The sequence below is a fragment of the Acinetobacter sp. YH16052 genome (genome assembly GCF_013417155.1).
Lineage (GTDB): Bacteria > Pseudomonadota > Gammaproteobacteria > Pseudomonadales > Moraxellaceae > Acinetobacter.
Map to the genome: position 1 here is coordinate 1 of NZ_VPEO01000018.1, position 25,475 is coordinate 25,475.

A 25,475-nucleotide genomic window follows, 5' to 3' on the forward strand; every position below is an offset into this window, starting at 1 on the left:
TGTTCGGAAGGGATAACCGCTGAAAGCATCTAAGCGGGAAGCCTACCTCAAGATAAGATTTCCCCGAGACTTTATGTCTCCTAAAGAGCCGTTGAAGACTACGACGTTGATAGGTTGGATGTGGAAGTGTAGTGATACATGAAGCTGACCAATACTAATTGCTCGTGAGGCTTGACTATACAACACCCAAACAGTTGTTGTACGAACTGCGCAAGCAGTGAGCAGAGATTGATTCATTAAAGACCAAACGGTCTTGAAATACTTGATTCAGCTAACGCTAGAACATACAATTCGACTCAGATATTATCTGTTAAACTCATTTGACCAAGCAACGGCAAGCAAAGCAGCAATGCAAAGCGAATAAGACCAAACGCAAAGTCATACCAGTTGTGCTGGCGACCATAGCAAGAGTGAACCACCTGATCCCTTCCCGAACTCAGAAGTGAAACCTCTTAGCGCTGATGGTAGTGTGGGATTACCCATGTGAGAGTAAGTCATCGCCAGCTCATTATTCCAAAACACCCCCTTCTAACAAAGGGGGTGTTTTTTTATGCGGGGAATAATCATCTTGTATTTGAGATATATAAAGTTAATCTAATACAGGGTTCAATATTAAGATAGAGCGGTAGCTAACTTTACTGAGTAATAGTTTGCAACTCTTTAACTTTTTTATGACAAACTATCAAACTGACGTCGAGCATGTTTAAAGGCAGTTCTAAGGCCTTCTTCCAGCGTAGGATGATAAAAAGGTTTCTTTACGATCTGGTGAATATCCTGGTCGGCATCAATCATCCAAGCCAGTAAATGGGCCAGATGTTCTGCTTGTGAACAGAAGAGTTCTGCACCAAGTAATTTACCTGATTTTTTATCAATATAAACTTCTATTCCACCTGAGTTTTCTGCCAGAACTAGTGCACGTCCTTGATTTTCATAAGAGACAAATCCCCGAATAAATTCGATTTGTTGATCTTCTAGTTGCTTGAAACTTTTTCCGATAATCGCCATTTCAGGATGACAAAATACAATAGCTAATGGTGTTAAAGCAGTAATAGGTTTTACATTCGGATAATTCACACAGTTATGAACTACCTGTTTACCTGTATGAGCGGCTTCATGTTGAATGGGAGCATCAGGGGCGGCATCACCGACTATAAATATAGGTAGGTTTGCAAGTTGTTTGGTTTTTTTATCGATAGGAAGGTTTTTGATGTCCTTGAATGTTGAATTCAGTTGATCTAGACCTAAACGATCTATATTGCTTTGCCGACCTGTGGCACCTAAGACATATTCAACTTCAATACTCTTAGTCTGATCATTTTCTGTAAAATTAATCTTTATTTTATCTGCTTGTATTTCAACTTTATCTGGCAAGATTTTAAATTTGATATTGAGCTCTTTGTTGAATTGCTCTTGCGCCAGTTTTTGTAAAACTGGACTGCTTAATGCGCCTACTTTTTGACTACGCGCAAACATCGTGGTTTTTACACCCAGGCGTTGCATAGCTTGAGCTAATTCAATTGCAATAATGCCACTGCCGATCACCGCTAATGACTTAGGTAATTGGGAAAACTCAAATATTTCATTTGAAGTGATGTATTTGTCTTTTAATTTTTGCTTTAGATTTTCATCAATATTGGGGCGTGAACCTACAGCGACAATAAAACTTTTGGCCCGATAGGATTGTCCATTGACTTCGATCGTTTGGGGATCAATAAATTTGGCTTTTCCGGAAATTTTATGTGAGCTGTCCCATTGATCGACACCTTTCAAGGTTGCACGAATAAAACGTTCTCTAAGGACATGCACACGTTGCATAACATCTGAAGTATCAATGACAGCGTTATGCTTTAAAGCAAGTTCTTCAGCAGTTTGAATATCATGCATGCGATTTGCAGAAGAGATTAGCAGTTTGCTTGGCATACAACCTACACGTGCACAGGTCGTATCCCACGATCCATCATTGATAATTAAAATATTTTGGGTGTATTTGATGGCTTCGTTATAAGCACTGATCCCTGCAGTGCCTGCACCGATAATGATGAGGTCGTACATTAATTGCTCTTATTGAAATCAATTTATGAATATAAGCTAGCATACAAAACATTTAGCTTACCTTTATTTACATAAATGCTTAACTATGATTACATATCGCATAATGAATAAAGATTGATAACAAACTCTATAATAGAGGGTCTTGGGGATTTAAATGATTAGTAAACAATTAGGTATTAAATTATCTGCTCTTACTTTGGCACTAATGTTAGCAGGCTGCGGGGGCGGTGGAAGTAATGGTTACTATAATAATGATGGCTCTAGTTCTGGAAATATTACTACGAACCCTAGCACAGGTGAAGAAGTAAAATCTGTTAATATTAGTACTATACAATTGATTGATCGAAATGGTAACTTTACTCAGGCAATCGCTGCAGAAGGTGTGAGCGCTCAAGTCAAAGTAACTGATCAGTCGGGTAAAGGAATTAGTGGTGCATTAGTTACATTTACAGTGACTGGTGGTGTTGTTTTAGGTAGTTCCAATGGTGCTGTTTTAACAAATACAAATGGTGAAGCGAGTATCTCAGTTAAACCTGAAAACTTAAATACCAATGGTGCCTATCAAATTTCTGCAGTTGCAGATTTTGATGGTACCGAAGCATCAACACCAGCACTTAATTTCTCACTTCAAGCAACCAATATTATTTTAGTCGATTTAACGGCAGCTAGTACTCAATTAGAATCTGGTGGTTCAACAAATATCACGTTAAAGACGCAAGATGCAAATACAAAAGTCAATCAGAATAATGTCAATGTCGAATTCACTGCACCATGTGGTAAATTTGAACCTGCTACAGTTGTTTCATCAAATCAAGGAAATGTTACGACAACTTATAAAGCGATTGGTACAGATGGAAAGCTTTGTACAGGAACACAAAAAATTTCGGCAACAGGTTTAAATATCCCAGAAGTTGGAATTGATGTCAGTATTAAGGCACTTGAAGCTAATTCACTAGTATATACATCTAATAAAGTTAATTTGGGGATTAGAAAAAGTGGCTCAGCATCATCTGGTCAAATTGAATTTACTTTGTATGCAAATGGTGTACCTATAGCAGATCAAGATGTTTTGATTGAGAAAGTACAAGCACCAGAAGATTTATCGTTCGTATCATTTGGAAATCAAAATAACAAAACTATAAAAAGTGATTCAAATGGTAAAGTGATTGTGAATCTTTATCCAGGAGATAAACCTGGGCCTGTAGAGATAAGAGCAACTTTAGTTTCAGACAAAAATGTTTCGGCTGTATCTAAAAATGTATCTGTATCCATTGGTCGAGTAACTCAAGATGGATTAAGTTTATCAGTATCTAAAAATTCATTACAGAATGTAATTGATGGTGACACTGCAACTATTACAGCGAGAATGGTTGATCGTACACGGAACCCTGTTCCAGATGGTACAGTAATTAGCTTTGTTTCTGAGGGAGGGAAGGTTGAACCTAATTGTTCAACAGTCCAAGGAGTATGTTCTGTAACTCTAACAACACAAGAACCTCGTCCTTTAGATAATCGTGTGACTGTATTGGCTTATGTTGAGGGTGATAAAAGCTTTACAGATTTAGATGGCGATAATCTTTATACTAAAGGCGTAGATCGACTTCTTAGTAATATTGGTAGCTTTTTCCGTGACGATAACGAGGATAATCAATATAACAAAGATTATGGTATTGGTGAATTTCTTTATAATCGTGCGGTATTAGGAAACAAAGCGACCTGTGCTCCATCTACAATTAGACAGCCGAATATCGCAGACACATGTGACGATAATTTAGATACGGTCATCCGTCAGCAATTATTATTTGCATTTGCTGAAAATACACCAACCTTTACTAATGTAAAGGCAAGTGGAAGTTTATTGTCTTTTAATATGTATGGAAATAGCGCTCAAAGTGTGCCTATGCCAACAGGTACCACAATAAGTGTTACGCCTGAGGATAATACAAAAGCTAATAATTTATCTTGTACTGCAGAGTTAGCAACAGGAAGTTCACCTGTCGCAAATGTCTTTGATCTTTTGACACCAAGCACTTTCAAAAATAGTAATCAAAGTTATTATGGCTATCGTCTAAAAGAATGTGCGGTAGGAGATACGTTGAAAGTTTCTGTTTCTTCGCCAGATAGTAAAGTATCAACAATTTATGTAGATTATCAATAGAAATTATATTTGTATAAAAAACAGCGCCGAAGCGCTGTTTTTTTTTATGGGAACTAAAATTTAAAAAACTAAATTGATGTTCCCACACTCACACCCACAGTCGGCTTTAGATTCATCGAGCTACAGCCTGTAAAAGCCAAACTACAACATAAAATAATCAATAACTTACTCATGAATCAATCCTTGAGATTTAGCCTGATTAAACAAGGCCGCTGAACGTATGCCGCTTCGGCAAACCATCAAAATCGGTTTAGGCAGCTCATTATAATATCGAGCAAATTCTTCAATATTCGCCTGAGAAAGTTGGCCATTCATTACAGGCTGATAAATCACATTCACTTGAGATTTCTCTGCAATGGAGCGTAATTGACTCACCGTGACACTATTACCAGTTTCCTGATCAGGACGATTTACAATCACAGATTTGAAACCTTGCTGAATCAATTGCTGAAACTTGCTTGGTGTCATTTGCCCCGTAACACTCACCGTAGAGGTCAGCGCACGGCTAAGATCATTTGCAGCAAAAACAGGTGTAATACAGCTAAAATAGGTTGCCAGTACCACACCTTTCCAGAACGACTTAATCATCCAGCAGGTCCATCTGTTTTGCCAGTTGATATAAGTTATTCGAGCGGTTTCCAGTACGACAGAACATCAAGATCGGTTTTGGTAACTCATTATAATGATTGGCAAAAGTGCGTACATCAAGCTCAGTAATCTGACCGGCTACTACTGGCTGGAATACATAATCCAGACCGGCATTGCGTGCAGCTTCCTCGATTTGTGCACTGGTCGGCTGCTCGGAACCCCCTTCCATGTCCGGACGGTTGTTGATAATCGATTTAAAACCTTTCTCAACCACTTGAGTTACGTGTTCCGGACCAATTTGACCAGCAAAACCTACATTTTCGCTCATGACGCCACTCCATCATTTCATTTATATCGATATGCTTTATGATAGCATTAAGCTGAAAACATGCTGAACCTGTTCTGAAATTTTTATAAATGATGATAACCATAAGATAACGCAATGGAGCGCGTATGCAGGCTTATACAGTTGAACCACTGTATGTCAAAAGCGGTCAGGAAGTGATTGCTGCAGATTTTTATCGGCCTAAAAATATAGAAAAACCGGCCGTAATCCTGATGGCTCATGGTCTGGCTGCCTTACGTCAATTTAAACTGGTGCAATATGCCCAGCGTTTTGCCAGTGCCGGCTATGCGGTGGTTTTATTTGACTATCGCTATTGGGGCGGCAGCACTGGGCGTCCACGTGAACTGGTGTCGATCAATGCCCAGCTCGATGACTGGCGAACCATGATCAGACATATTCAGGAACGCAAATCGATTGACAGTAAACGGATCGTGCTCTGGGGTACGGCCTTAAGTGGTGGGCATGTATTGACACTTGCAGCAGAGCTGAAAAATATTCAGGCGGCGATGGTACAGGTGCCTTTTGTCGATGGGGCTGAAAGTGCCCAACTATATCCTTTACAGCAACTCCCCAAGGCGCTTAAAGTTTCCAGTCAGGATTATATGGGGGCCAAGGTTGGTATGGCACCAAAAACCTTACCTGTAGTTGATCCGCATGAGCTATGTTTTATGCCGACACAGGACAGTTATGAAGGTTATCTGTCGATTGTCAATCCGGATTATTACTGGAGTGGTCACATTCCTGCACGGGCATTCTTTCAGCTGATGCGTTATCGGCCAATTCAGAAAGTAAGAAAGATTAACATTCCAGTCCTGTTTATTGCGGCAAAACTGGATAGTCTGATTCCCATTGAATCGAGTCGGGAAACTGCGACCAATATTGCACCATTTGTGCAATATCATGAGTGGAATATCCGGCATTTTGATATTTATCATGGGGAATGGTTTGAAAAAGCAGTTTCGACCCAATTAGAATTCTTACATCAACATATTGGAGTGCGCTAGATGATTATTGTATGTCCGGAATGTCTGGCCAAAAACCGTGTCCCTGAAGATAAACTCACTGCCAACCCTGCTTGTGGTCAATGTCATCAAGCCCTGATTCCACTGGTACCAATTGAGCTGAATGAGCAGAATTTCAGCCAGTTTGTCACGCATAGTGACTTGCCAATCCTGATTGATCTCTGGGCAGAATGGTGTGGTCCCTGTAAAATGATGGCACCGCATTTTGCGACTGTCGCCCAGCAATATCCAAATGTGGTTTTTGCAAAAATTGATACAGAAGCGAATCCTCGCTTAAGTTCGGCATTTAATGTTCGCAGTATTCCGACGCTGGTGTTGATGAATAAAAGCAACGAAATTGCTAGAATAAGCGGTGCATTACGGTCAAGCGAGCTGCAAAAATGGCTTGATCAGCAGTTAAATACCCAACCCTAATTCAAATGCCTGGAGTGAAAGTGTCAGATTCTCAAGTAAGACCAGAGGGGATTCTTTCCCTACAGACGATCGCAATGCCTGCAGATACCAACTGGAGTGGTGATGTCTTTGGTGGCTGGATCGTTTCACAAATGGACTTGGCAGGCGCGATTCACGCAGAACGATTTTCAAAGGGACGTTGTGCCACGATTTCGATTAACCAGATGACTTTTCTGGTACCGGTAAAAGTCGGAGACGTGATTAGTTGTTATACCAAAATTCTCAAAGTTGGCAAGACATCTATCCAGATGGAAATCGAGGTTTGGGATAGCCATGATGATTCACGCCCCCCAATTCGGGTAACTGAAGGTGTGTTTACCTTTGTTGCTGTAGATGTCAAAGGCAACAAACGTCTGATTCCAGAAGAAGCGAAACAGAAGCTTTTAGAATCGCAAACAGCACAATGATGACTTGAAATAAAAAATCCCAGATTTAATGTCTGGGATTTTTTTGTCTAAAAGAAGAAATTATGATTTCTTGAGCTGGCTCTTGGCAATCCAAGCCCAGAGCATTTCACATTGAATGGGGGCTTCACCTGATTCATCCGTGACGGTGACCTGAACCAGGGTTTCACCTTTATCCGAGTTTTGCATCAGGGCTTGCTGCTCCGACGTGAGCGTAGCAACAGCAGTCATGGCACCGCGTGTCGGGCGCTTAAAATCAACCTTTAAGCTTTTGATCAGTACAATTGCTGTATCCGGAACATTCATTGCCGTCACAAAGCCGGTCGCTGTTTCTGCCAGCAGGGCCATTGCACATGCATGGATTTGTCCGATATGGTTCTGCATGGCTTTATGATTGGCCATACTTACTACCACTTTGGACGCACTCATTTCCTCATAACGAATCTTGGCAGAGCCGACCATCGGGACCACCCGGCCAAAGGTTTTACTCAATAAAGTACTTCGAATACCTTGTGGTAATTTGGAAGTGGCGTTCACCAGTTTAGTCAGTCGATTGCGATGCGTCATAATTCCTTCTTCAAGACACAGGATGGTCTTAATCTTTAAAGTTATTGAACTGTAAAGGCAAACCAAATTGCTGTTCTTTCAAGAATGCCATTACTTGCTGCAAGGTATCGCGTTTTTTATCAGTCACACGAATCTTGTCGCCCTGAATAGAAGATTGCGCCTTAATCCCACTTTCTTTAATGGCTTTATTAATTTTTTTTGCGGTATCTGAGTCAAGACCATCTTTAAGCTTGATGACCTGAATCACATTTTTGCCAGAAGCCGTCATTTTTTGTGGATCAAGCGCCTGAATATCGACTTTGCGTTTAAAGAAATGACTTTCCAGCATGCTATAGACTTGTTCACACTGGAAATCGCTTTCAGTCGAGATTTTGATTTCCTTGTTTTTTTCATTCAGTTCAATAGAAACGTCCTGACCACGGAAATCAAAGCGGGTCGCAATTTCTTTTTGGGTGTTTTGAACTGCATGATTTACTTCAAAAATTTCTAATTCAGAAACAATATCGAAAGAAGGCATAGTTTAGACCTTTACAAAGGGAAAGAATATCTGAGATGCTAGGGATGTTTTCTTCATTTGCCAAGTGTTGTTTTACATCAAAGGAGTGCGCAATGATCCGTAAGCAAGAAATTACAACATTTGAGTTCCCAGAAAATGCAATTATCTGGGATGTACGCGATTCAAGTGCTTTTGCTGAAGCACACGTGAAAGGGGCGGTGAATCAGCCCATTAACGATCTTTCAGCAGAAAGCCTAACTCAGGTGTCAGCGGATCAACCCATTTACATCTTGTGTGGTGGGGGCAGTAAAGCTCCACGTGCTGCGGAAAAACTAGAGGGTTTTGACAGCTCACGTGAATATGTCATTCTGATGGGTGGTACTCGTGCTGCCCGTGATGCAGGCTTACCGCTTGAACAGGGTGCATAAGCATTCTGTCAAAAAAAGCGCCGCAAGGCGCTTTTTTATTGGCTAGGATTTTACCTCTTCCTTGCGAAGCAGTGCTTCTCATCTCCTAAAAGGAGAGGGAACTTTGCTTTTTAAAAAGGCAGGAGGATTAGACCTGAGGCTTAAAATACGGTTTCTTCATTTTCACTTTCTTTTGAAAACGGGTCACACTGAGTTTTTTTACTAAACTGGATGGCACCGGACAGGCTTCGCAGAGAATCTGGGCTACCAGAATTTCACTACAGAGCGGCGCAAACAGAAAGCCTTTAGAACCGAGACCAGCAAAGCTATAAACTTCCTCATCCGCTTTCATTTTACCCAGTAGGGGAAAATAATCCTGACTTTGCGCGCGTACCGATGCACGACCTTGCCAGGTATCGGTAGAAGCTAATGACTGTGCATATTCTGGGAATACACTGTGGATCAATTCGTAGTTGTGTACATGGTCTTCTGCTAACACCTCGATATCATCTCGACCTGGATAGAAAGAAGCACCCAAGATCAGATGTTCAGCATCCAGCTGCATACAATAGCCACCGTAGCTATAGGCTGTATTTTGGCTTAAAGGTTGAGTTTTATTGTTGAGCCAACTGACCTGTCCACGAATCGGTTTCAGAGCCGGATAATCTGCAAAGAATTGTGTTGTATCTCGCGCAGTACAGACAATCACATGATCAAATTCACCTAGATCCTGTTCATCTGAAAATAGCTGAGGTTTTGTAGTAGCTTCAATATGGCTAATTTTGGCCTGTTGATATCGGATATTTACATTCTGTAGAATTTCATCACGCAATTGAGGCGGTGAAACCACACCAGCTTCTAACAGTTTTAAACTTGGAAATTCGGTTTGAACCTCTTGATCTTCTGTATCTTTTACAGTAAGAATTTTTTCAGGATATTCATCTGCCAATCCTAAAAGCTGTTCAGGATTTTTTAAGGCGAACTGATTCACCTGAATCGGGCGGAAAGCTTTAAATTTTTGATAATGATTTAAGGCATGTTGCCAGGCCAATGTCATCAGATGATCAGCACTTTGCTCAACCGGACAGAGTTTGGGATTCAGCAAAGCCAGTGGATTGCCAGAACCTCCTGAGAGTGGCGCTGACTGGTCGTAAATCGTGACTTGATGACCGCGTTGAGCGAATGCCCATGCGCTACTTAAACCAGCGATTCCAGCGCCAATCACAGCGATTTGGTGAGGTCTGATATTGGTCTTTGTATCTCGCTCAGTTTTTTTTTGAGTTGTTTCCTGCGCTGAAGATGGGTTGCTTTCCTCAGCCGGATTCCAGATCGCTTTCAGCATTTCACGCTTATGCTTAAAGCCACGTGGGCGGGAAATTGAAATCCCATGATTTTTTAAGCCACGTTTTAAGACGCCAGCAACACTGAAAGAGGCGAAAGTGGTACCGATCTCGGATAAACGTACAATATTATTTAAAACATTTTCTTCCCACATGTCTGGATTGCAGGAAGGCGCAAAACCATCCAGGAACCAAGCGTTCACCGGCGCAGTTTTTTCAATTACCGGGAAAACATCATGTGCATCACCCAGCCATAGATCCAGACTGAATCGCTCTTCAGGAAAACTGAGACGATGACAGCCGGCAATTGGCATCGGATATTGAGAGATGAGTTGATGAGCTAAAGGCTTGAGTTCTGGCCAGGCATTTAAGGCTCGAATCAGATCGGTTTTAGAAAGAGGGAATTTTTCAACTGAAATCGCATGCAGATGACTGTGATTGTCCGGACGCACCTGTTGCCAGAGCTGCCACAGGGCCAGAATATTTAAACCAGTACCAAAACCCGTTTCACCGACACAGAAATATTCAAAAGGTTTTAAATCTGCCAGACGCGTACTGAGATCATTGCCATTTAAAAAGACATGCCGGGTTTCCAGCAAGCCATTGTCTTTGGAAAAATACACATCACCAAATTGCTTGGATACAGGCACATCAATACCATCCACCAATTGCCAATCCAGATCAGCAGTTTGAATTGCGTGTGACAAAACGGGTACAACCTTAAAGATATCGGGAAGGGCTATAGCTTACCATTGACGGCGACGTTTGGTATAAACATAGCTCGCGATCAGGAAGCCGAGCAATACCCCCACAGCCAGGGTTGCAGCGCCGTAGAGGAACATCTGGGCACTGCGTTCGCTTTGCAGTACTTGTACCTGAACCCCTAGATTGTCATTCTTGAGCTGCAATTCCTGATTTTGCGATAGTGCTTCCAGATTGGCTTTTTCCAGTTGCTGCAAACGGGTGGCCTGATCTTTGACTAAGGCTTTTACCTTGGCATCTTGCTGGGCTTTGAGCTTGGCGATTTCTTCTGCGGTTAACGGTTTATTTTCAGCAGGTGTCACCGATTGGGCAGAAGACGCTACGGCAGGAATAATGGCAGGTTTCGGCGTAGACTGGGTTTGGACAGTCACCGCTGTCCCTTGAGGTTGTGCTGTCTGATTTCCCTGAGTCACAGGAGCAGGCGCAACTTCGACTGCCCATACTGGAGAAATCATAAAACATAGGCCAATGATACTGGCAGTAACAACACGCATGAACCTTATCCTTGAGGGAATGCTTTATTGAATGGTTTGACATCGATGTGTTCGTACACACCTTCTTTTAAGAAAGGTTCATCCTGTAGCCATGTGTCCAGCGCTTCACGACTGTCAAAATCGACAATAATGGTACTGCCATAAAAACCGGCCTGTGGATTGGCCGGATCTTTAGGCATGGCACCTGCAACAATCAGGCGGCCTTCAGCATTTAACTGTTCCAGACGTGCAAGATGTTGTGGACGAATCGCGAGGCGTTTTTCAACTGTACCTTCCCGATCGGTACAGCTAACGACGAATAATGGCATGATGACTCTCAATCGTTTGTAGTTGGACTTATTCAGCGGTCTTAAAGTATTTGCGCAATACAATAAACTGAATAATGATAAAGGAAAACATCACGATCATGTCACCGAATGCGGTAAATTCGCCCCAATATTTTCCATCCATCCACAAATAGGCGAAAAAGGTATGCAGAAATGACATCAGTACGAACATGGCAACCCAAGCATAGTTCAGCTTGAACCAGCCTTTTTCACTTAGATTGAATACTGGACCAAATAACCGCTGGATCAGAGGCTTTTTATCCTTGCTAAACCAAGGGGACAGGAAGAATACACCTGCAAAGACCAGATTCAATAACACGGCTTTCAGACGAATATAGAAATCATCGCTGAGGATCAGAGTGATGCCACCAAAAATTACCGTCATAAACAAGACAATCCATTGCTGCTTGTCCAGACGGAATTTTTGTATGACAAATAACGCACCATAGACGACCAACATGGAAATAATCAGACCTGTGGTTGCAACAAGAATATTATTATTGTCGACACCCCCCGCAGAACCGATCAATTGCAGCAATTGATGGTCAGTGTCTTTTGGATCTACAGTTTTATATAAATAAAAGAAAATAATGAGTGGCACAAAGTCTAAAAGTGCTTTCATGTTAGAGTATCTAAATCTGATCAAATAAATGTCATAGTATAGAGATGCACGGCGTAGATTTACATACACATAGTAATATTTCTGATGGAACTTTCAGTCCTCAGCAATTGGTCGAAGCGGCTGTGGAAAAACTTGTCCATACTTTGGCCCTGACGGATCATGACACCATGGACGGTTTGGTATTGGCGGAAGAAGCTGCCAAAAATCATGAGATTAAGATCATTTCCGGGGTGGAAATATCCAGCCAATGGTCACGTCCTGCCACCAAGAAAAACTATGGCGTGCATATCGTCGCGCTAAATATGCAAAATCCTGAGCCTTTACAAAAAGCCCTCAATCAGCAAAAGAAAATCCGGGCTGAACGTTCTAAACAGATTTGTGATCTGCTGGTTCCTTTAATTGGTGAAGATATTTATACTGATGTACTGGTCAAAGTCGACCATATCCCTGATCGGGTGACACGGACCCATATTGCCAAAACGCTGGTAGAAAAGGGGATTGTGACGCGTCCGCAACAGGCTTTTGATAAATACATCAAGGAAGGCAAGAAAGCTTATGTCAAATTTGATGGCTTGAGTCTTGAAGACACGATTCAGGTGATTCATGAAAGTGGTGGTTTTGCGATACTGGCACATCCGACCAAATATGATTTATCTGCGACCAATATTCGCTACCTGATCGAGATCTTTGCCAAGTTCGGTGGAGATGCCGTCGAGCTGCCACCGGCGATTGAACCAAGTTCCACCCGGCAGATGGTGGATCGAATGATTGCTGAACATGATCTTAAAGTTTCGATTGGCAGTGATTTTCATGGCGATCATATGCCCTGGATTAAACTCGGTAATGTCCCGAGTCTTAAACCGGGGCAGGTCGGGATTTGGGAGAGTTTTGTTTAGTCATTCCTTTACCTCGATCTTTTTCATTTGAGAGAAGATTTTCCCTTCGCTACTAATAACAAAGGGCGAGGAGAGAATTATAAATTAAAGCAAATTATGATCTTGAGCCTGAATCGGTGGTGGCGTCGGTTTACCTAAAGTCCCTAACAGTTCAATTTCAATCGTACGTACCATCGAGTCCAGCGGCAAGTCATTACTCTGAGTACCAAAAGGCTCTTCAATTTCCGAACTTAGAGCATCTAATCCTAAAAAGGTATAAGCCAAAATTCCAACCAGTAAAGGCGTAAACAGACCAAGCGTTGAACCTAAACTAAAAGGTAAAATAAAACAGAAAAAATAGACGGTACGATTGAGCAAGACCGAATAGGCAAAAGGCAAAGGCGTCGTCGCAATCCGGTCACAACCAGTCTGGACAATACTTAGTTCCGCCACATGATTATTCATCTGCATATAGATGATATCGGAGATTTCACCTTCTTTAAGCGCCTGCATTAACTCCCATTGAATCAGGCTTAAGGTATATTGCGGCGCATTGGCCTGCTGATAGAGTTGGGTCACCGCCTGCTGGCTCATGCCGCTGGTTTCAACCAGTTCAGTCGGATTGGCTGTTTGATGGCGTAGGCGATCGCGGAGTACATTGGCAAAGACAATCACATGCTGAATCACACGCTCACGGCGACCTTGAGACAGCATCCGGCAATCACGGTCAAAATGACGTGAATTGGCAATTAGAATTCCCCAAAGTTTGCGCGCTTCCCACCAGCGGTCATAACAGGCGGTATTTTTAAAACCAAGAAAAATAGACAGTACCACTCCAATCAGGGTAAATCCGACCAGGGGTAATTCTGGAAAATGAAAATAGCCAATATGTGACAAGCCACCAATGATAGCTGACATCAGCATTACCACGCCCAAAGGTGGCAAAACTTTAGGTAAAATCGTCCCTCGCCAGGAAAACAGCAGTTTAAAAACAGTTGGCTGGTCACGTACGATCATTTATTGGAATCATCACAATTTTTTTCATGATCTTGTGGAGTTGTGCCTGCTTTGTCAAGTGCTATTCAATACTGCATTTCTGGTTTGATGAGTTGCTGCTCAGCAAAGGAAAAACTGCCCTCCAAAGCGATAATACAATGGTCAATCAGATGAATATCTACCAGCTGGCAGGCTTGTTGAATCTGACGGGTCAATGCCAGGTCAGCCTTGGATGGAGAGGGCCGGCCCAGTGGATGATTATGTGCAATCACAATGGAAGTAGCCTGTTGGCTAATGGCATAACGCAACAATTGATTAATGGAAATATCACATGCATTGATGGAGCCATAAAACAGTTTTTTAAAGGCAATTTTTCTTAGACTGGCATCCAGACACAGCACGGCAAACACTTCCTGAGTTTCACCGAGCAGTTCAAAACGTAAGTAATCTCTTAGCCGCTTGGAATTGGTGAGTTCCAGTGCATCCTGCTTCAGATGCTCGGCTATGTAGCGCCGTCCCAGTTCTTTGACGGCCATCAGTTGAGTATATTTACTGATGCCCATGCCATGAAACTGGCTGACATCCTGTAAAGGCGCATCCAGTAGTGCAGTCAAATGACCAAAATGTTGAATCAGCAACCGCGCCAGATCAACTGCCGAATGCTGCTGTGAACCGGAGCGTAGAAAAATGGCCAGTAGCTCGGCATCGGATAAACTTTCTGCGCCATATTGAATCAGGCGTTCTCGCGGCCGTTCTTGTTCCGGCCAGTTTTTAATAGAAAATTGCATAGTTATTAGACTTATTTATTATGAATTATCAGTTTTCCCGCAAGCCGATCTCTTGGGAATGCGATTATTTAATGCTATTGTGAGCCCCACTGCAACAGCGAGGTAATCTGTTCGTGAGCTTTGATCTAAGTGTAATTCCTCATAAAAATATCATTTTGGCCGTCACTGGCGGTATTGCTGCCTATAAAAGTGCAATTCTGATCCGCCGTCTAAAAGATGCCGGATTTGATGTGCGGGTCGTCATGACTCACGGTGCACAGGCTTTTATTACACCTTTAACCTTTCAAGCCTTATCGGGCAATCCCGTACATACCGAATTGCTGGATACTGAAGCAGAAGCCGGCATGGGCCATATCGAGCTGGCACGTTGGGCAGATCTGTTGCTGGTAGCGCCGGCCAGCTGTGATACCTTGGCAAAATTTGCCGCAGGTCTGGCTGATGATCTCTTAAGTACTTTATATCTGGCGACGAAAGCACCCGTCTGGGTGGCGCCTGCCATGAACCAGCAAATGTGGGCGGCGAAAGCAACGCAGCGCAATCTTGCGACACTGATCGAAGATGGTGTGCATGTGATCATGCCGGACGCGGGATCACAGGCTTGTGGTGATGTAGGTTTGGGGCGGATGCCTGAGCCGGAAGATTTAGCCCGACAGGTGACTGAATATTTTCACAAAGCTCAACGTGCGATTGCGGAAAAATTTGGCCTGCTTGCGGGTAAACAAGTCACGATTACCGCAGGCCCGACCCGCGAAGCGATTGATCCGGTGCGTTATATTTCCAATCACAGTACTGGGAAAATGGGCTTTGCACTGGCTGCAGCCTGTTATGCAGCCGGAGCCAATGTGACCCTGATTGCAGGGCCGGTCAGTCTGGACACTCCAAATGGCGTGAAACGTAAGAATGTTTCTTCTGCCGTGCAAATGCTGAATGAAAGCATGCAAATGCTGGAAAATGGTTGCGATATCTTTATTGCGACAGCTGCAGTAGCCGATTATCGTGTGGCAGAAGTAGCCGAGCATAAAATCAAGAAAGCTGGTGATGAACTGAATGTAGCCTTGGTGAAAAATCCGGATATTGTTGCCACCATTGCCCAGCAGGAGAAACGTCCATTTATGGTCGGCTTTGCGGCAGAAACCCGCAATATTGAAGAATATGCTGCCGGAAAGCTGGTCGCGAAAAAGCTGGATATGATTGCCTGCAATGATGTATCACGTGCAGATATCGGATTTGCTTCGGATGAAAATGCCATGACGGTATTCTTTGCCGAGCATTATCAGCTGGATAAACGTGATCTGGAAAAAGCCTCCAAGCAGGAGATTGCCCAGCAGTTGATCGAAGCCATTCATGATGCCTTGTATCGTGATCCATCCAGTGATGATGATTTTTAAAACGATCTGTATTGAAAAAACCCTGAATCCATCAGGGTTTTTTTATGGCTGATTTTTATCATTAATTCAAAAAAACTATAGAAACCATAAATATTTAATCTTAGTCGAAGCGCTGTTTGTTTATTGTTTTTGCAAAAAAGCATAAAATGGATCACAGAATAAGCAAAGATAAAAATACTGGATATATCAGCTATAAGCAGGAAGTGGAAAGAAAAAAGAGGGGGCGCTATGAAAAAAATCATGATGTTATGGATGGTTACCTGTCTGGCTGGATGCAGTTATTTTGTCTCGATGGATGAACTGGCCAGAAATATTCAAACGCAGATGCAACGTGAATTTAATTCCAATCGAGATTATCAACACTATCGTTTTACTGTGAAAAAGGTCAAAATTGTCCAGCGTCAGGGGAATGAGTTTCAGGCTATTTCTCATCTGAATTATCAGGGCGAGGAATATCCCATTCATGTAAAAGTCTTTAAGGTAGATGGCGGGTATAGTTGGTCGATTGAAGATGATGCCTTTGCTTTTATTGATGAAATTGAAATTGAAAAATATCGTCAGCAACTGGATCGAGAATTACAGCAACTGGCCTCAGCCTTGGATGATCTAGAACCTGTAGATGAACCGAACCAGAATGTCTCTGGCTCTCTGATTACACCAGTGGCTGAACCCGCATTACAAGATGTTTCTTATCAGGAAGAGCCAATTCCGGTCGGTAATATCACGGCGTATACGCAATAACTATAAAAAAGCACCGATCATTGGTGCTTTTTGTGTTTAGGACTCAACTTGTTGATGTTCACGTACATAATCTTCGGTACGCTGCATCGCTTCCTGAATATTAAAAAGTGCAGTCTCTACATCTTTCAAGGTTTTGGCATTACCACCGCTTAAAGCCTGACGCCATTTACGTGCACCCGGCAAATTCTGGAACAGTCCTAAAATATGACGGGTAATAATGGATAAAGGTGCACCTTCGGCCATGCGCTGGGCAATATAAGGCAGCATCTGTTGCATAATGTCAAAACGGTCTGGTGCATCCAGATTCCATAACTGGCCCAGTTCAGCCAGTAAGTAAGGATTATGATAGGCTTCGCGGCCAATCATCACGCCATCCACATGTTTGAGATGTTCCAGCGTTTCGGCATAGGTTTTAATTCCGCCGTTGATCTCGATGAGCAGATCAGGACGATCCTGTTTTAAACGGTAGACATCTTCATAACGTAGGGGTGGCACGTCGCGGTTTTCTTTAGGTGATAGACCTTTTAATAAGGCAACCCGCGCATGCACGATAAAATTATTGCAGCCGGTTTTGGCCACGGTATCGACAAAATGCAGCATCTCTTCATAAGATTGTATATCATCAATTCCGATCCGGTGTTTTACGGTCACTGGAATATCCACCGCATGACGCATTTCAGCAATACATTCTGCGACTAGATCAGGCTCCGCCATCAGACAGGCACCAATTTTATTATTTTGTACCCGGTCACTTGGGCAACCTACATTTAAATTGACTTCGTTATAGCCCCAGTCCTGCGCCATCTTGGTACAGATTGCCAGATCTTTTGGATTCGAGCCGCCGAGTTGCAAAACGATTGGCTGCTCTTCCGCATTAAAGTCCAAATGACGTTTGGCATCACCATAAATGATCGCACCTGTGGTGACCATTTCAGTGTACATAATCACATTCGGATTAAACAGACGTGCAAAGAAACGATAATCTTTGGTGGTCCAATCCATCATAGGTGCAACACTGATGCGTGGTTGAAGTTTATTTTCAATGGTGGTCAGATCAGTCATTCAAAATCACGCCTTAACGAAATGGAAGAAAGAAGAAGCAATCCATGCGATCACTCAGTTATTGGTTTTTGGCTTAAACCGGATCTGCTGACGTCGCAAAAAGAGGGCGTAATACTAGCATAAAATCAGAAAAACCATCCGGCGAACTTGAGCTAGCCCGGTAAATCCAGGGAATGAAACAAGAAATAAAATTGGAATTCCCAGTCAGGTTGGAATGGTATATTTTGATAGGAGAAAGATGAATATAAAAACGCTAGAAATAAGGAGAATAATCATGTTGTTATTGGAGGAGATTTATAAAAGCCATAAAGCACAAAATTCGGCACATTTTAATCTAAGAATTCATCGGGGCTTAGGCTGGTTTAAAAAATCGCTAGACCTGGATCAGGATCTGGATTTTAAGTTTATCAGCCTATGGATCAGCTTTCAGGCGATTTATGCAGATGAACGTGATCTGGTTCAAGATCAGAGCAAACTGCAGCAGTTTCTGGAAACACTCTGCCAAAAGGATCTGGATCAGAAAATTAATCATATTCTCTGGGAAAAATATAACCAGCCGATCTGCTCACTCTTGGCCAATCCCTATGTGGAACAAAGCTTTTGGGATTATCGTCATCAGAAAATTAGTCTGGAAAGCTGTCAAGCTGATCTGGAAGCACAGAAACAGAATATAGAGAATGCTTTAAAAGAACGAAATTCTATCGAAATTTTAGCTGGAATATTTCAGCGTTTATCTACCTTGCACCATCAGATAATGCAGGGTGGCGCCACGTATCACAGCTCGCTGAATTATAAATCATTAGAGGAGAGCTGCCGAATTCTGGCAGCCTTATTGCCGGTTTTTATCTGTATTTTATTAGAAAACTCACAAACTCTTGATCTGAATAAGCCTTATTATCCGGCGGCGCAAGTCAGCTAAATAGAGGTAAAATACTTATGCGGTTGTCTTAGCCTGATGCCATTGATCCAGCAGGGCGAATAGGGTGGCACACAGAGCTAGCCCGAGTCCTGCCAGACAGGTCATGCTCCAGCCACCGTGATGCCAGGCATAAACCCCTAAGGCTGAACCACATGCACCACCAATAAAATACAAGGTCATATACAGTGAATTGACCCGTGATTTGGCATCCGGGCGCAGGCGGAAAATCACGTTCTGGTTACAGCTGTGCGTAATTGCGAGCCCGAGATTTATCAGTCCATAACCGAGAATATAACTGAGCAAGGATACCGCACCAAAGTATAAAAACAGCCAGCTCCCCATCAGGATAGAACAGCCGATCCAGCTCAGTATTTTGATATGGCCACGATCGGCCCATTTACCAATGAACTGCGTAGAAAGTGCGCCAAATACACCGACCAGCGTGACCAGTCCGACCATGACATCAGAAAGCTGAAAAGGTTCCTGTGTCAACAGCAGAGCGATGGTGGAGAACAACATACTCATGGCAGCAAAAGCACACGCACCTGTAAGTGAACGCAAAACCAGTCGTGGTTCCTGCTTGAGTAATATCCCCATAGATTTAAAAATCGCTGTATAGCTGATTCTCAGACGTGGCAGGCTCGGTAGTTTTCCTCTCAAATAAAAACTTAAGGCCAGCATACTTATGCCACTGACGATATAAATCATTTTCCAGTGAAACAGGTCGGAAAATAATCCGGCAATACTGGTTGAGAGCAGAATGCCCACCAGTAATCCGCTCATCAGGAAGCCCACCACTTCTCCGGTTTTTTCCGGTTTGACCGCCATGGTGGCCAAGGGAATCAGAATCTGTGCAGCTACGGAAAACAGTCCGGCAATGATAGTGCCGACCCAGAGCATTGGCAGATTCACTGCACTGGCACAAATAAATAAACCTGCTGCTGCACCCAGCATGAGGAAAGGGATCAGTTTGGTTTTATTCAGCATGTCCCCTAAAGGCACAATAAAAAGCAGGCCCAGGGCATAAGAGATTTGAGCAAAAGTGACAGTAAGCGCCACTTGTGATTCAGGTACCTGATAATACTGCTGAATCGATGAAATCAGCGGCTGGCAATAATAGTTAGCGCCGGCACATAAGCCGCATGCAATCGCCATCAGCCATAATAAGGGCTTATTTTGACTAATATCGAGGGGCGTGTGCATAGGGCTAACCTTGTATTCAGACCGGAAGAACTTAAATGAGGAATTAGAATAATGTTCAAATTGAGGGCACTATAGGCCAGAAGTTCTTGCTTTAAAAGTAGAGAAATATTGCCAGCATTGAAAATTGTCAGAACTCAGGCAGCTTAACGAAAGAAGTGCAATTTCAAATAGAAAGTATGAGTGAATATTTACAGAATTTTTTATCTTTTAATGAGGGGGGGTGCTTCATTAAAGCGCAGCTTGAGGTAAAAACAATAAAAAAGAGCACTGAGGCCAAAAAAGTGGAATATTTACTCTATTTTATTGCGCAAATTTGGTGCAAAAATGAGATTTTCCATTTTGAATCAAGTTCAGTACATTAATATAATAAATAGTCATCCAGCTTTTTTTCTACCCTTTATCTGACTGTTTGAGAACTGAGTCTTATAAAATTTTGGCGATTATTTTTTGTCAGATCTATCAATTCTGTCTGATGAAGATCTGCTCAAAACGAATTCTATCATTTCATAAAATACGATTTTAACATCTAAAAACAATGCTCTTGCTTGAGTGCTAAATCTGTCAAAAAAGTCAAAACTAAAAAAACGGCGCAGCTAAAGTGCCGCTATCTATAGGGACTAGAGAAATTGAAAGTCTGCTTCTGAATCAAGAAATACAGCAATCATTGTCAGAATCATCAATGTAACAAAATAAATCAGAAATCTGCGCTTATTTACACCAGCGAAATCTGGATATTTCATTCAGTGGAATGAATATCGTTTATAAAATCATCGAATATGAATATCTAGAGAATTAAATAAATGTGCTATCACAGCATCATTTTTATGAATCATCAGTTCAAAATATAGGTATTTATTAAATAAATAGTAGGTGGTAATTTCAAACAGTTTGATTAGAATCCAAAAATTCAACAAGAACACATCCTGAGGGGAAGCATCGTTTTACACGATGTTTACTTAAGAAAAATTAGCTTGAGGAACGCTCATGCAGATCGGAATTCCAGCCGAAACTGTTGTCGGTGAAAATCGCGTCGCTGCGACGCCAGAGACAGTAAAGAAATTGATCAGCGCAGGACATAGCGTGATTATCGAACGTGGTGCAGGGGTTAAAGCTGCCTATATCGATAGTGCCTATGAACAAGTTGGTGCCAAAATTACGGATGATGCCTACACCGGCAGTCAGTTGATTTTAAAAGTTCGTGCACCGAAAGGTGAGGAAATTCAAAAACTCAACCCGAATACCACTATCGTGGCAATGTTTGATCCTTACCGTAATACTGAGCTTGACCAATTCGCGGCACAAAACGTGTCTGCATTTGCATTGGAACTTTTGCCACGAACCTTATCTCGTGCGCAGAACATGGATGTCTTGTCTTCTCAAGCCAACCTTGCAGGTTACAAGTCGGTGCTTTTGGCTGCGGCTGAATACCAGCGCATGTTCCCGATGCTGATGACTGCTGCGGGTACGGTTAAACCGGCTCGTGTGGTGATTATGGGTGTCGGCGTAGCGGGTCTGCAAGCGATTGCCACTGCAAAACGTTTAGGTGCCATCGTTGAAGCCACGGACTTGCGTCCAACTGCCAAAGATCAGGTTGAATCTCTGGGCGGTAAATGGCTAGACGTGCCGATGTCTGCTGAAGAGCAGCAAAAAGCTGCAGATGCTGCCAAAAATGGTTATGGCTGGATGCCGGGTGAAGAATACATCCGCGATCAGGCTGCAATTGTTGATAAAGCGGTATCAAATGCTGACATCGTGATTACCACAGCGCTTTTACCGGGCCGTGATGCACCGCGTTTAATCCGTGCTGAAACAGTTGCGAAAATGAAACCAGGTTCAGTAATTTTGGACATGGCAGTAGAGTCTGGCGGCAACGTCGAAGGTTCGAAATGTGGCGAAACAGTCCATACCGACAATGGCGTCAAAATTCTCGGCATTCCAAATATTCCGTCGACTGTATCAACTGAAGCCTCTGCTTTATACGCTCGTAACGTATTTAACTTCGTTGAAACACTATTTGATGCAGATAAGAATTTTGTCCTGAATCAAGAAGAAGAAATTCAAAAAGCCCTACTCGTCACTCATGGCGGCCAAGTGCTGCTGAAACGTGGTTAAGGAGAAGACTCATGGTTGAAACAATTACGATTTTTGTCCTTGCCATTTTCGTAGGTTACTACGTGGTGTGGGGTGTAACACCAGCATTGCATACGCCGTTGATGGCGGTCACCAATGCCTTGTCATCGATCATTATTGTCGGTGCAATGATTCAGACTGTTGGCCTGCCGGTGATTGGCGTTGAAGGTAGCGTGGATTTCCAGACCATTAACGTGGTGAGCGTACTTGGCGCGATTGCAGTATTCCTGGCGAGCATTAATATTTTCGGTGGCTTTGCCGTGACTGCTCGTATGCTGGAAATGTTTAAACCTAAGCAAAAGAAAAAAGAGGGTTAATCCATGGAAATGATTCGAGAGTATGCGGATTGGTTCTACCTGATTGGTGCCGTTCTTTTTATCCTGACGCTACGTGGTTTATCAGGTCCTAAAACTGCGATTGCCGGTAACCGTTACGGAATGATCGCGATGGCCATTGCGGTCATGACCACCTTCTTTGTAGCTGAGAATCCAGTGGTCTGGATGATCATTGGTGCAATGGTGCTGGGTGCAATCGTGGGTATTGCTCGTGCACGTACAGTTCCAATGACGCAGATGCCTGAAACTGTGGCGCTAATGCACTCATTGGTGGGTCTGGCTGCGGTCCTGATTGCTGTCGCTGCCATTATTCACAACAACAAATTGATTGAACTAGGTCCAGACCTGTTGGCTGCCAATGGTGTCAATTTCCATGAAATGAGTCGTGTTCATTTATTTGAACTGTTTGTGGGCTGTTTCGTGGGTGCGATTACCTTTACAGCATCAGTCTTTGCTTACGGTAAACTGGCTGCAAAGAAATGGGCAAAAACCATTTCAGGTGCATGGGTGAAACCGGTTCAGGCGATCATCTTTATTGCTATGTTAGGTTTTGGTGTTCACTTCTTCCTGACTGGCAATATGACCTCGTTCTGGGCAATGACAGGTCTTGCACTGGCATTCGGCTGGGTATGGATTGCACCAGTCGGTGGCGGTGATATGCCAGTGGTGGTATCGCTACTCAACTCATTTTCGGGTTGGGCAGCAGCGGGGATTGGTTTTACCCTAGAAAACAACATGTTGATCGTTGCAGGCTCACTGGTGGGTTCTTCAGGTGCGATTCTGTCTTACATCATGTGTAAAGCGATGAACCGTTCTATCATCAACGTTTTGTTTGGCGGTGCGATGGGCGGTGCAGCTGCGCCGACAGCAGGAGCAGGTGAACAGGTTCAACGTAATCACCGTTCTGGCTCGGCAGATGATGCAGGCTTCCTGATGTCAAATGCAGACAGCGTGGTGATTGTACCGGGTTATGGTATGGCGCAAGGCCGTGCACAAAATGCGGTAAAAGAATTGGCTAACTTGCTAAAAGAGCAGGGCGTAACGGTTCGTTTTGCGATTCACCCTGTAGCAGGTCGTATGCCAGGTCATATGAACGTACTACTTGCTGAAGCGGACGTACCGTATGAAGACATTCTGGAAATGGATGAGATCAACTCGGACTTCCCGGCAACAGATGTGGTGCTGGTCATTGGTGCGAACGACGTTGTGAACCCTGCGGCGAAAGATGATCCAACATCGCCAATTTATGGTATGCCAATTCTGGAAGCCCATAAGGCACGTACGATTATGGTGATCAAGCGTTCTATGGCAACCGGTTATGCGGGTCTCGACAATGACTTGTTCTATAATGACAAGACCATGATGATCTTTGGTGATGCCAAGAAAGTGGTGGAAGATATGACTAAAGCCATTAATGGTACGGGTCACTAATCATCTAAATTATTAGAATCCTCCTAAGTCCCCCTTTTAATAAAGGGGGACTTTTTATTTTATATCTTGGGAAAAGGATGATTGAGTGATCATCGAACGTCTATGTTGATGATGAATTGATCCTAAAATACCAATCAAATCGGTGCATAAGACAAGATGGAAATTAAAAAATAGCGAACAGATTGAGTTGTATTAATGCTTATAAAGTTAGATGAACAGGCAATAAAAAAGCGACCTACACAGGTCGCTTTTTTGAATATTCGGTTTTTACGCTACAGAGTCAGTATCTGTAGGATTGCGCCATAAGCTTTCTAGGTCATAGAATTTACGCGCTGTTGGAAGCATACAATGAACCACCACATAACCAAGGTCGATGAGGATCCATTCAGCATCACGCTCGCCTTCAATACCAAGAGGGCGGAAGCCAGCTTTTCGTGCTTCTTCAGCAACGTTATTGGCCAATGATTTGATGTGACGTGTCGATGTACCGCTTGCAATGACCATAGCATCAGCCACATTACTGATACCGCTGACATCAAGCTCAACAATTTCTTTTGCTTTTACATCTTCAAGTGCAGCATGTACGACTTTTAAGCAGTCCTGTACAGCTTGAGAATTTGAATTCATAGTAAGATCGTGAGAATTAGAAGCGCTGGGCGATGGTTCTAAATTCATGGGGAGTGTAATTTCCTAACAATTATGCATGGTCTAATATAGCGGTTTTAGTCCTGAATTTCAAATTAAGCCGCAGTCCACTCAGTCATGCTCCGGAAAGAACTCAGCTTTCCAGTCAAAGGAATCGTTGGAATGTCCGCTAGGTTTATACTCGGCAGCGACATAACCTTGATATTGACTATGTTTTAACCACTGAAATATATCATGATATTGAATTGAACCCGTATTGGGTTGATGCCGTCCCGGACAATCCGCAAATTGGATATGACCAATCGAGGCAATATTTTCTTGCAAAGTTTCTAAGACATCTTCGCCCATCATTGCCATGTGGTAACAGTCATACTGCATTTTTAAGGCCGGATGATGCACGGCTTCCAGCATTTCCTGTGCCTGAGCAACATTTTGAATCAAAAAACGTGGCATATCGGTGCCATTGATCATTTCAAAGACTGGTTCAATTTGATGCTCAAGCAGCATTGAACAGGCCATTTTCAGGTTGCTCGCCAGCGTATTCAGGCAGGGTAGCAGATCACAATCTAGAGGCTGTTTTCCTGCCAGAATGTTGACCCGCGGTACATTCAACGCTGTGGCATACTGGATGGCGTGCTCAACAGCATGACGAAACTCGATTTCCTGTCCTGGAATGCCGGCCAGACCATGACCGCCCTGCATTAAATCGCCTGCCGGTACATTAATTAGGCACAAGTTCAGCCGATGCGTGCTGAGCTGGTTTTGAATCTGGCCAATTGTGAGCTCATAAGGAAACTGGATTTCCACATGATTAAAGCCCTGTGCATGAGCCAGCGCGAAGCGTTCGATCAGCGGCACTTCGGTAAAAATCATCGACAGGTTGACGGCAAGTTTAATCATGTCTTTCTCTTCAATATTCAGGGCT

27 protein-coding genes and 2 rRNA genes are annotated in these 25,475 nt (G+C 43.0%); 14 read left to right on the forward strand and 15 right to left on the reverse strand.

Going from position 1 to position 25,475, the window contains the following annotated elements:
• Both FTV42_RS12110 and rrf read left to right on the forward strand, forming a co-directional pair.
• Positions 1 to 179 (forward strand): 23S ribosomal RNA (locus tag FTV42_RS12110); the annotation flags it as partial.
• A gap of 212 nt (positions 180 to 391) precedes the next feature.
• Positions 392 to 506, forward strand: a 5S ribosomal RNA gene (gene rrf, locus FTV42_RS12115).
• 163 nt (positions 507 to 669) lie between these two features.
• Here rrf and FTV42_RS12120 read toward each other — a convergent pair.
• On the reverse strand, positions 670 to 2,052 hold the full coding sequence (locus FTV42_RS12120) for a dihydrolipoyl dehydrogenase (protein ID WP_180038915.1): 1,383 nt from the start codon (positions 2,050 to 2,052) through the stop codon (positions 670 to 672).
• 154 nt (positions 2,053 to 2,206) lie between these two features.
• On the opposite strand from FTV42_RS12120, the gene FTV42_RS12125 reads away from it, so the two are divergent.
• Entirely contained in the window at positions 2,207 to 4,210 is a 2,004-nt protein-coding gene (locus FTV42_RS12125; RefSeq protein ID WP_085064693.1) for a hypothetical protein, read from the forward strand.
• Between the two features lie 165 nt (positions 4,211 to 4,375).
• Here the strand turns inward: FTV42_RS12125 and FTV42_RS12130 are convergent, their stop codons facing one another.
• On the reverse strand, positions 4,376 to 4,798 hold the full coding sequence (locus FTV42_RS12130; RefSeq protein ID WP_180038916.1) for a beta-lactamase hydrolase domain-containing protein: 423 nt from the start codon (positions 4,796 to 4,798) through the stop codon (positions 4,376 to 4,378).
• A complete protein-coding gene (locus tag FTV42_RS12135; protein WP_004281596.1) occupies positions 4,791 to 5,126 on the reverse strand; it encodes a TIGR01244 family sulfur transferase in 336 nt (111 codons plus the stop codon). The genes FTV42_RS12130 and FTV42_RS12135 overlap by 8 nt, the downstream gene beginning before the upstream one ends.
• A gap of 125 nt (positions 5,127 to 5,251) precedes the next feature.
• Here FTV42_RS12135 and FTV42_RS12140 point away from each other — a divergent pair, with 125 nt between their 5' ends.
• From FTV42_RS12140 to FTV42_RS12150, 3 genes are read left to right on the forward strand one after another with little or no spacing between them, the layout of a single operon-like run.
• Complete coding sequence (locus FTV42_RS12140; protein ID WP_180038917.1) at positions 5,252 to 6,148, forward strand: alpha/beta hydrolase; 897 nt, start codon at positions 5,252 to 5,254, stop codon at positions 6,146 to 6,148.
• A complete protein-coding gene (gene trxC / locus FTV42_RS12145) occupies positions 6,149 to 6,580 on the forward strand; it encodes a thioredoxin TrxC (RefSeq protein ID WP_005101783.1) in 432 nt (143 codons plus the stop codon).
• 5 nt (positions 6,581 to 6,585) lie between these two features.
• Positions 6,586 to 7,026 carry an acyl-CoA thioesterase gene (locus tag FTV42_RS12150; protein WP_153566559.1) on the forward strand — a complete coding sequence of 147 codons (441 nt, stop codon included), beginning with the start codon at positions 6,586 to 6,588 and terminating at the stop codon, positions 7,024 to 7,026.
• 60 nt (positions 7,027 to 7,086) lie between these two features.
• On the opposite strand, the gene FTV42_RS12155 is transcribed toward FTV42_RS12150, so the two are convergent.
• Positions 7,087 to 7,590, reverse strand: coding sequence for a DUF4442 domain-containing protein (locus FTV42_RS12155; protein WP_180038918.1), 504 nt, complete (start codon positions 7,588 to 7,590; stop codon positions 7,087 to 7,089).
• 28 nt (positions 7,591 to 7,618) lie between these two features.
• A complete protein-coding gene (locus FTV42_RS12160) occupies positions 7,619 to 8,107 on the reverse strand; it encodes a YajQ family cyclic di-GMP-binding protein (protein ID WP_004281601.1) in 489 nt (162 codons plus the stop codon).
• Between the two features lie 92 nt (positions 8,108 to 8,199).
• Here FTV42_RS12160 and FTV42_RS12165 point away from each other — a divergent pair, with 92 nt between their 5' ends.
• A complete protein-coding gene (locus FTV42_RS12165; RefSeq protein WP_004733697.1) occupies positions 8,200 to 8,514 on the forward strand; it encodes a rhodanese-like domain-containing protein in 315 nt (104 codons plus the stop codon).
• A gap of 127 nt (positions 8,515 to 8,641) precedes the next feature.
• Here FTV42_RS12165 and mnmC read toward each other — a convergent pair whose 3' ends face one another.
• The 4 genes from mnmC to FTV42_RS12185 are packed head-to-tail and all read right to left on the reverse strand — an operon-like array spanning position 8,642 to position 12,037.
• Positions 8,642 to 10,540, reverse strand: coding sequence for an FAD-dependent 5-carboxymethylaminomethyl-2-thiouridine(34) oxidoreductase MnmC (gene mnmC / locus FTV42_RS12170; RefSeq protein WP_180038919.1), 1,899 nt, complete (start codon positions 10,538 to 10,540; stop codon positions 8,642 to 8,644).
• Positions 10,541 to 10,579: 39 nt separating this feature from the next.
• Positions 10,580 to 11,089: a hypothetical protein gene (locus FTV42_RS12175; RefSeq protein ID WP_005252915.1), complete on the reverse strand. Its 510-nt coding sequence runs from the start codon at positions 11,087 to 11,089 to the stop codon at positions 10,580 to 10,582.
• 5 nt (positions 11,090 to 11,094) lie between these two features.
• Positions 11,095 to 11,397: a YciI family protein gene (locus FTV42_RS12180; RefSeq protein WP_004281605.1), complete on the reverse strand. Its 303-nt coding sequence runs from the start codon at positions 11,395 to 11,397 to the stop codon at positions 11,095 to 11,097.
• Between the two features lie 28 nt (positions 11,398 to 11,425).
• On the reverse strand, positions 11,426 to 12,037 hold the full coding sequence (locus FTV42_RS12185; RefSeq protein ID WP_004281606.1) for a septation protein IspZ: 612 nt from the start codon (positions 12,035 to 12,037) through the stop codon (positions 11,426 to 11,428).
• A gap of 44 nt (positions 12,038 to 12,081) precedes the next feature.
• Between FTV42_RS12185 and FTV42_RS12190 the strand changes: the two genes are divergently transcribed.
• Complete coding sequence (locus tag FTV42_RS12190; RefSeq protein WP_180038920.1) at positions 12,082 to 12,933, forward strand: PHP domain-containing protein; 852 nt, start codon at positions 12,082 to 12,084, stop codon at positions 12,931 to 12,933.
• Between the two features lie 84 nt (positions 12,934 to 13,017).
• Here FTV42_RS12190 and FTV42_RS12195 read toward each other — a convergent pair whose 3' ends face one another.
• The gene (locus FTV42_RS12195) at positions 13,018 to 13,929 is read right to left on the reverse strand and encodes a bestrophin family protein (RefSeq protein ID WP_004733710.1); all 912 of its coding nucleotides are present in this window, start codon (positions 13,927 to 13,929) and stop codon (positions 13,018 to 13,020) included.
• Positions 13,930 to 13,994: 65 nt separating this feature from the next.
• Positions 13,995 to 14,696, reverse strand: coding sequence for a DNA repair protein RadC (radC, locus tag FTV42_RS12200; protein ID WP_180038921.1), 702 nt, complete (start codon positions 14,694 to 14,696; stop codon positions 13,995 to 13,997).
• A 113-nt stretch (positions 14,697 to 14,809) separates the two neighbouring features.
• On the opposite strand from radC, the gene coaBC reads away from it, so the two are divergent.
• Complete coding sequence (gene coaBC / locus FTV42_RS12205) at positions 14,810 to 16,084, forward strand: bifunctional phosphopantothenoylcysteine decarboxylase/phosphopantothenate--cysteine ligase CoaBC (RefSeq protein WP_180038922.1); 1,275 nt, start codon at positions 14,810 to 14,812, stop codon at positions 16,082 to 16,084.
• 228 nt (positions 16,085 to 16,312) lie between these two features.
• On the forward strand, positions 16,313 to 16,825 hold the full coding sequence (locus tag FTV42_RS12210) for a hypothetical protein (protein ID WP_180038923.1): 513 nt from the start codon (positions 16,313 to 16,315) through the stop codon (positions 16,823 to 16,825).
• Positions 16,826 to 16,861: 36 nt separating this feature from the next.
• On the opposite strand, the gene dusA is transcribed toward FTV42_RS12210, so the two are convergent.
• Positions 16,862 to 17,887 (reverse strand): tRNA dihydrouridine(20/20a) synthase DusA, encoded by a 1,026-nt coding sequence (gene dusA, locus FTV42_RS12215; RefSeq protein ID WP_373683235.1) that lies wholly within the window; start codon positions 17,885 to 17,887, stop codon positions 16,862 to 16,864.
• Between the two features lie 274 nt (positions 17,888 to 18,161).
• On the opposite strand from dusA, the gene FTV42_RS12220 reads away from it, so the two are divergent.
• Positions 18,162 to 18,806: a hypothetical protein gene (locus tag FTV42_RS12220; RefSeq protein WP_005106074.1), complete on the forward strand. Its 645-nt coding sequence runs from the start codon at positions 18,162 to 18,164 to the stop codon at positions 18,804 to 18,806.
• A 15-nt stretch (positions 18,807 to 18,821) separates the two neighbouring features.
• Here the strand turns inward: FTV42_RS12220 and FTV42_RS12225 are convergent, their stop codons facing one another.
• On the reverse strand, positions 18,822 to 20,009 hold the full coding sequence (locus tag FTV42_RS12225; RefSeq protein ID WP_005106075.1) for an MFS transporter: 1,188 nt from the start codon (positions 20,007 to 20,009) through the stop codon (positions 18,822 to 18,824).
• A gap of 984 nt (positions 20,010 to 20,993) precedes the next feature.
• Between FTV42_RS12225 and FTV42_RS12230 the strand changes: the two genes are divergently transcribed.
• Genes FTV42_RS12230 through FTV42_RS12240 form a run of 3 tightly spaced genes read left to right on the forward strand, consistent with a single transcriptional unit; the run spans position 20,994 to position 23,905 of the window.
• A complete protein-coding gene (locus FTV42_RS12230) occupies positions 20,994 to 22,121 on the forward strand; it encodes a Re/Si-specific NAD(P)(+) transhydrogenase subunit alpha (RefSeq protein ID WP_004645141.1) in 1,128 nt (375 codons plus the stop codon).
• A gap of 11 nt (positions 22,122 to 22,132) precedes the next feature.
• Complete coding sequence (locus FTV42_RS12235; protein WP_004281642.1) at positions 22,133 to 22,456, forward strand: proton-translocating transhydrogenase family protein; 324 nt, start codon at positions 22,133 to 22,135, stop codon at positions 22,454 to 22,456.
• 3 nt (positions 22,457 to 22,459) lie between these two features.
• Positions 22,460 to 23,905 carry an NAD(P)(+) transhydrogenase (Re/Si-specific) subunit beta gene (locus FTV42_RS12240; RefSeq protein WP_005248072.1) on the forward strand — a complete coding sequence of 482 codons (1,446 nt, stop codon included), beginning with the start codon at positions 22,460 to 22,462 and terminating at the stop codon, positions 23,903 to 23,905.
• Positions 23,906 to 24,172: 267 nt separating this feature from the next.
• Here FTV42_RS12240 and rsfS read toward each other — a convergent pair whose 3' ends face one another.
• Both rsfS and FTV42_RS12250 read right to left on the reverse strand, forming a co-directional pair.
• Entirely contained in the window at positions 24,173 to 24,580 is a 408-nt protein-coding gene (gene rsfS, locus FTV42_RS12245; RefSeq protein WP_004645144.1) for a ribosome silencing factor, read from the reverse strand.
• 81 nt (positions 24,581 to 24,661) lie between these two features.
• Positions 24,662 to 25,450: a hydroxypyruvate isomerase family protein gene (locus tag FTV42_RS12250; protein ID WP_005106078.1), complete on the reverse strand. Its 789-nt coding sequence runs from the start codon at positions 25,448 to 25,450 to the stop codon at positions 24,662 to 24,664.
• Positions 25,451 to 25,475: the final 25 nt, after the last annotated feature.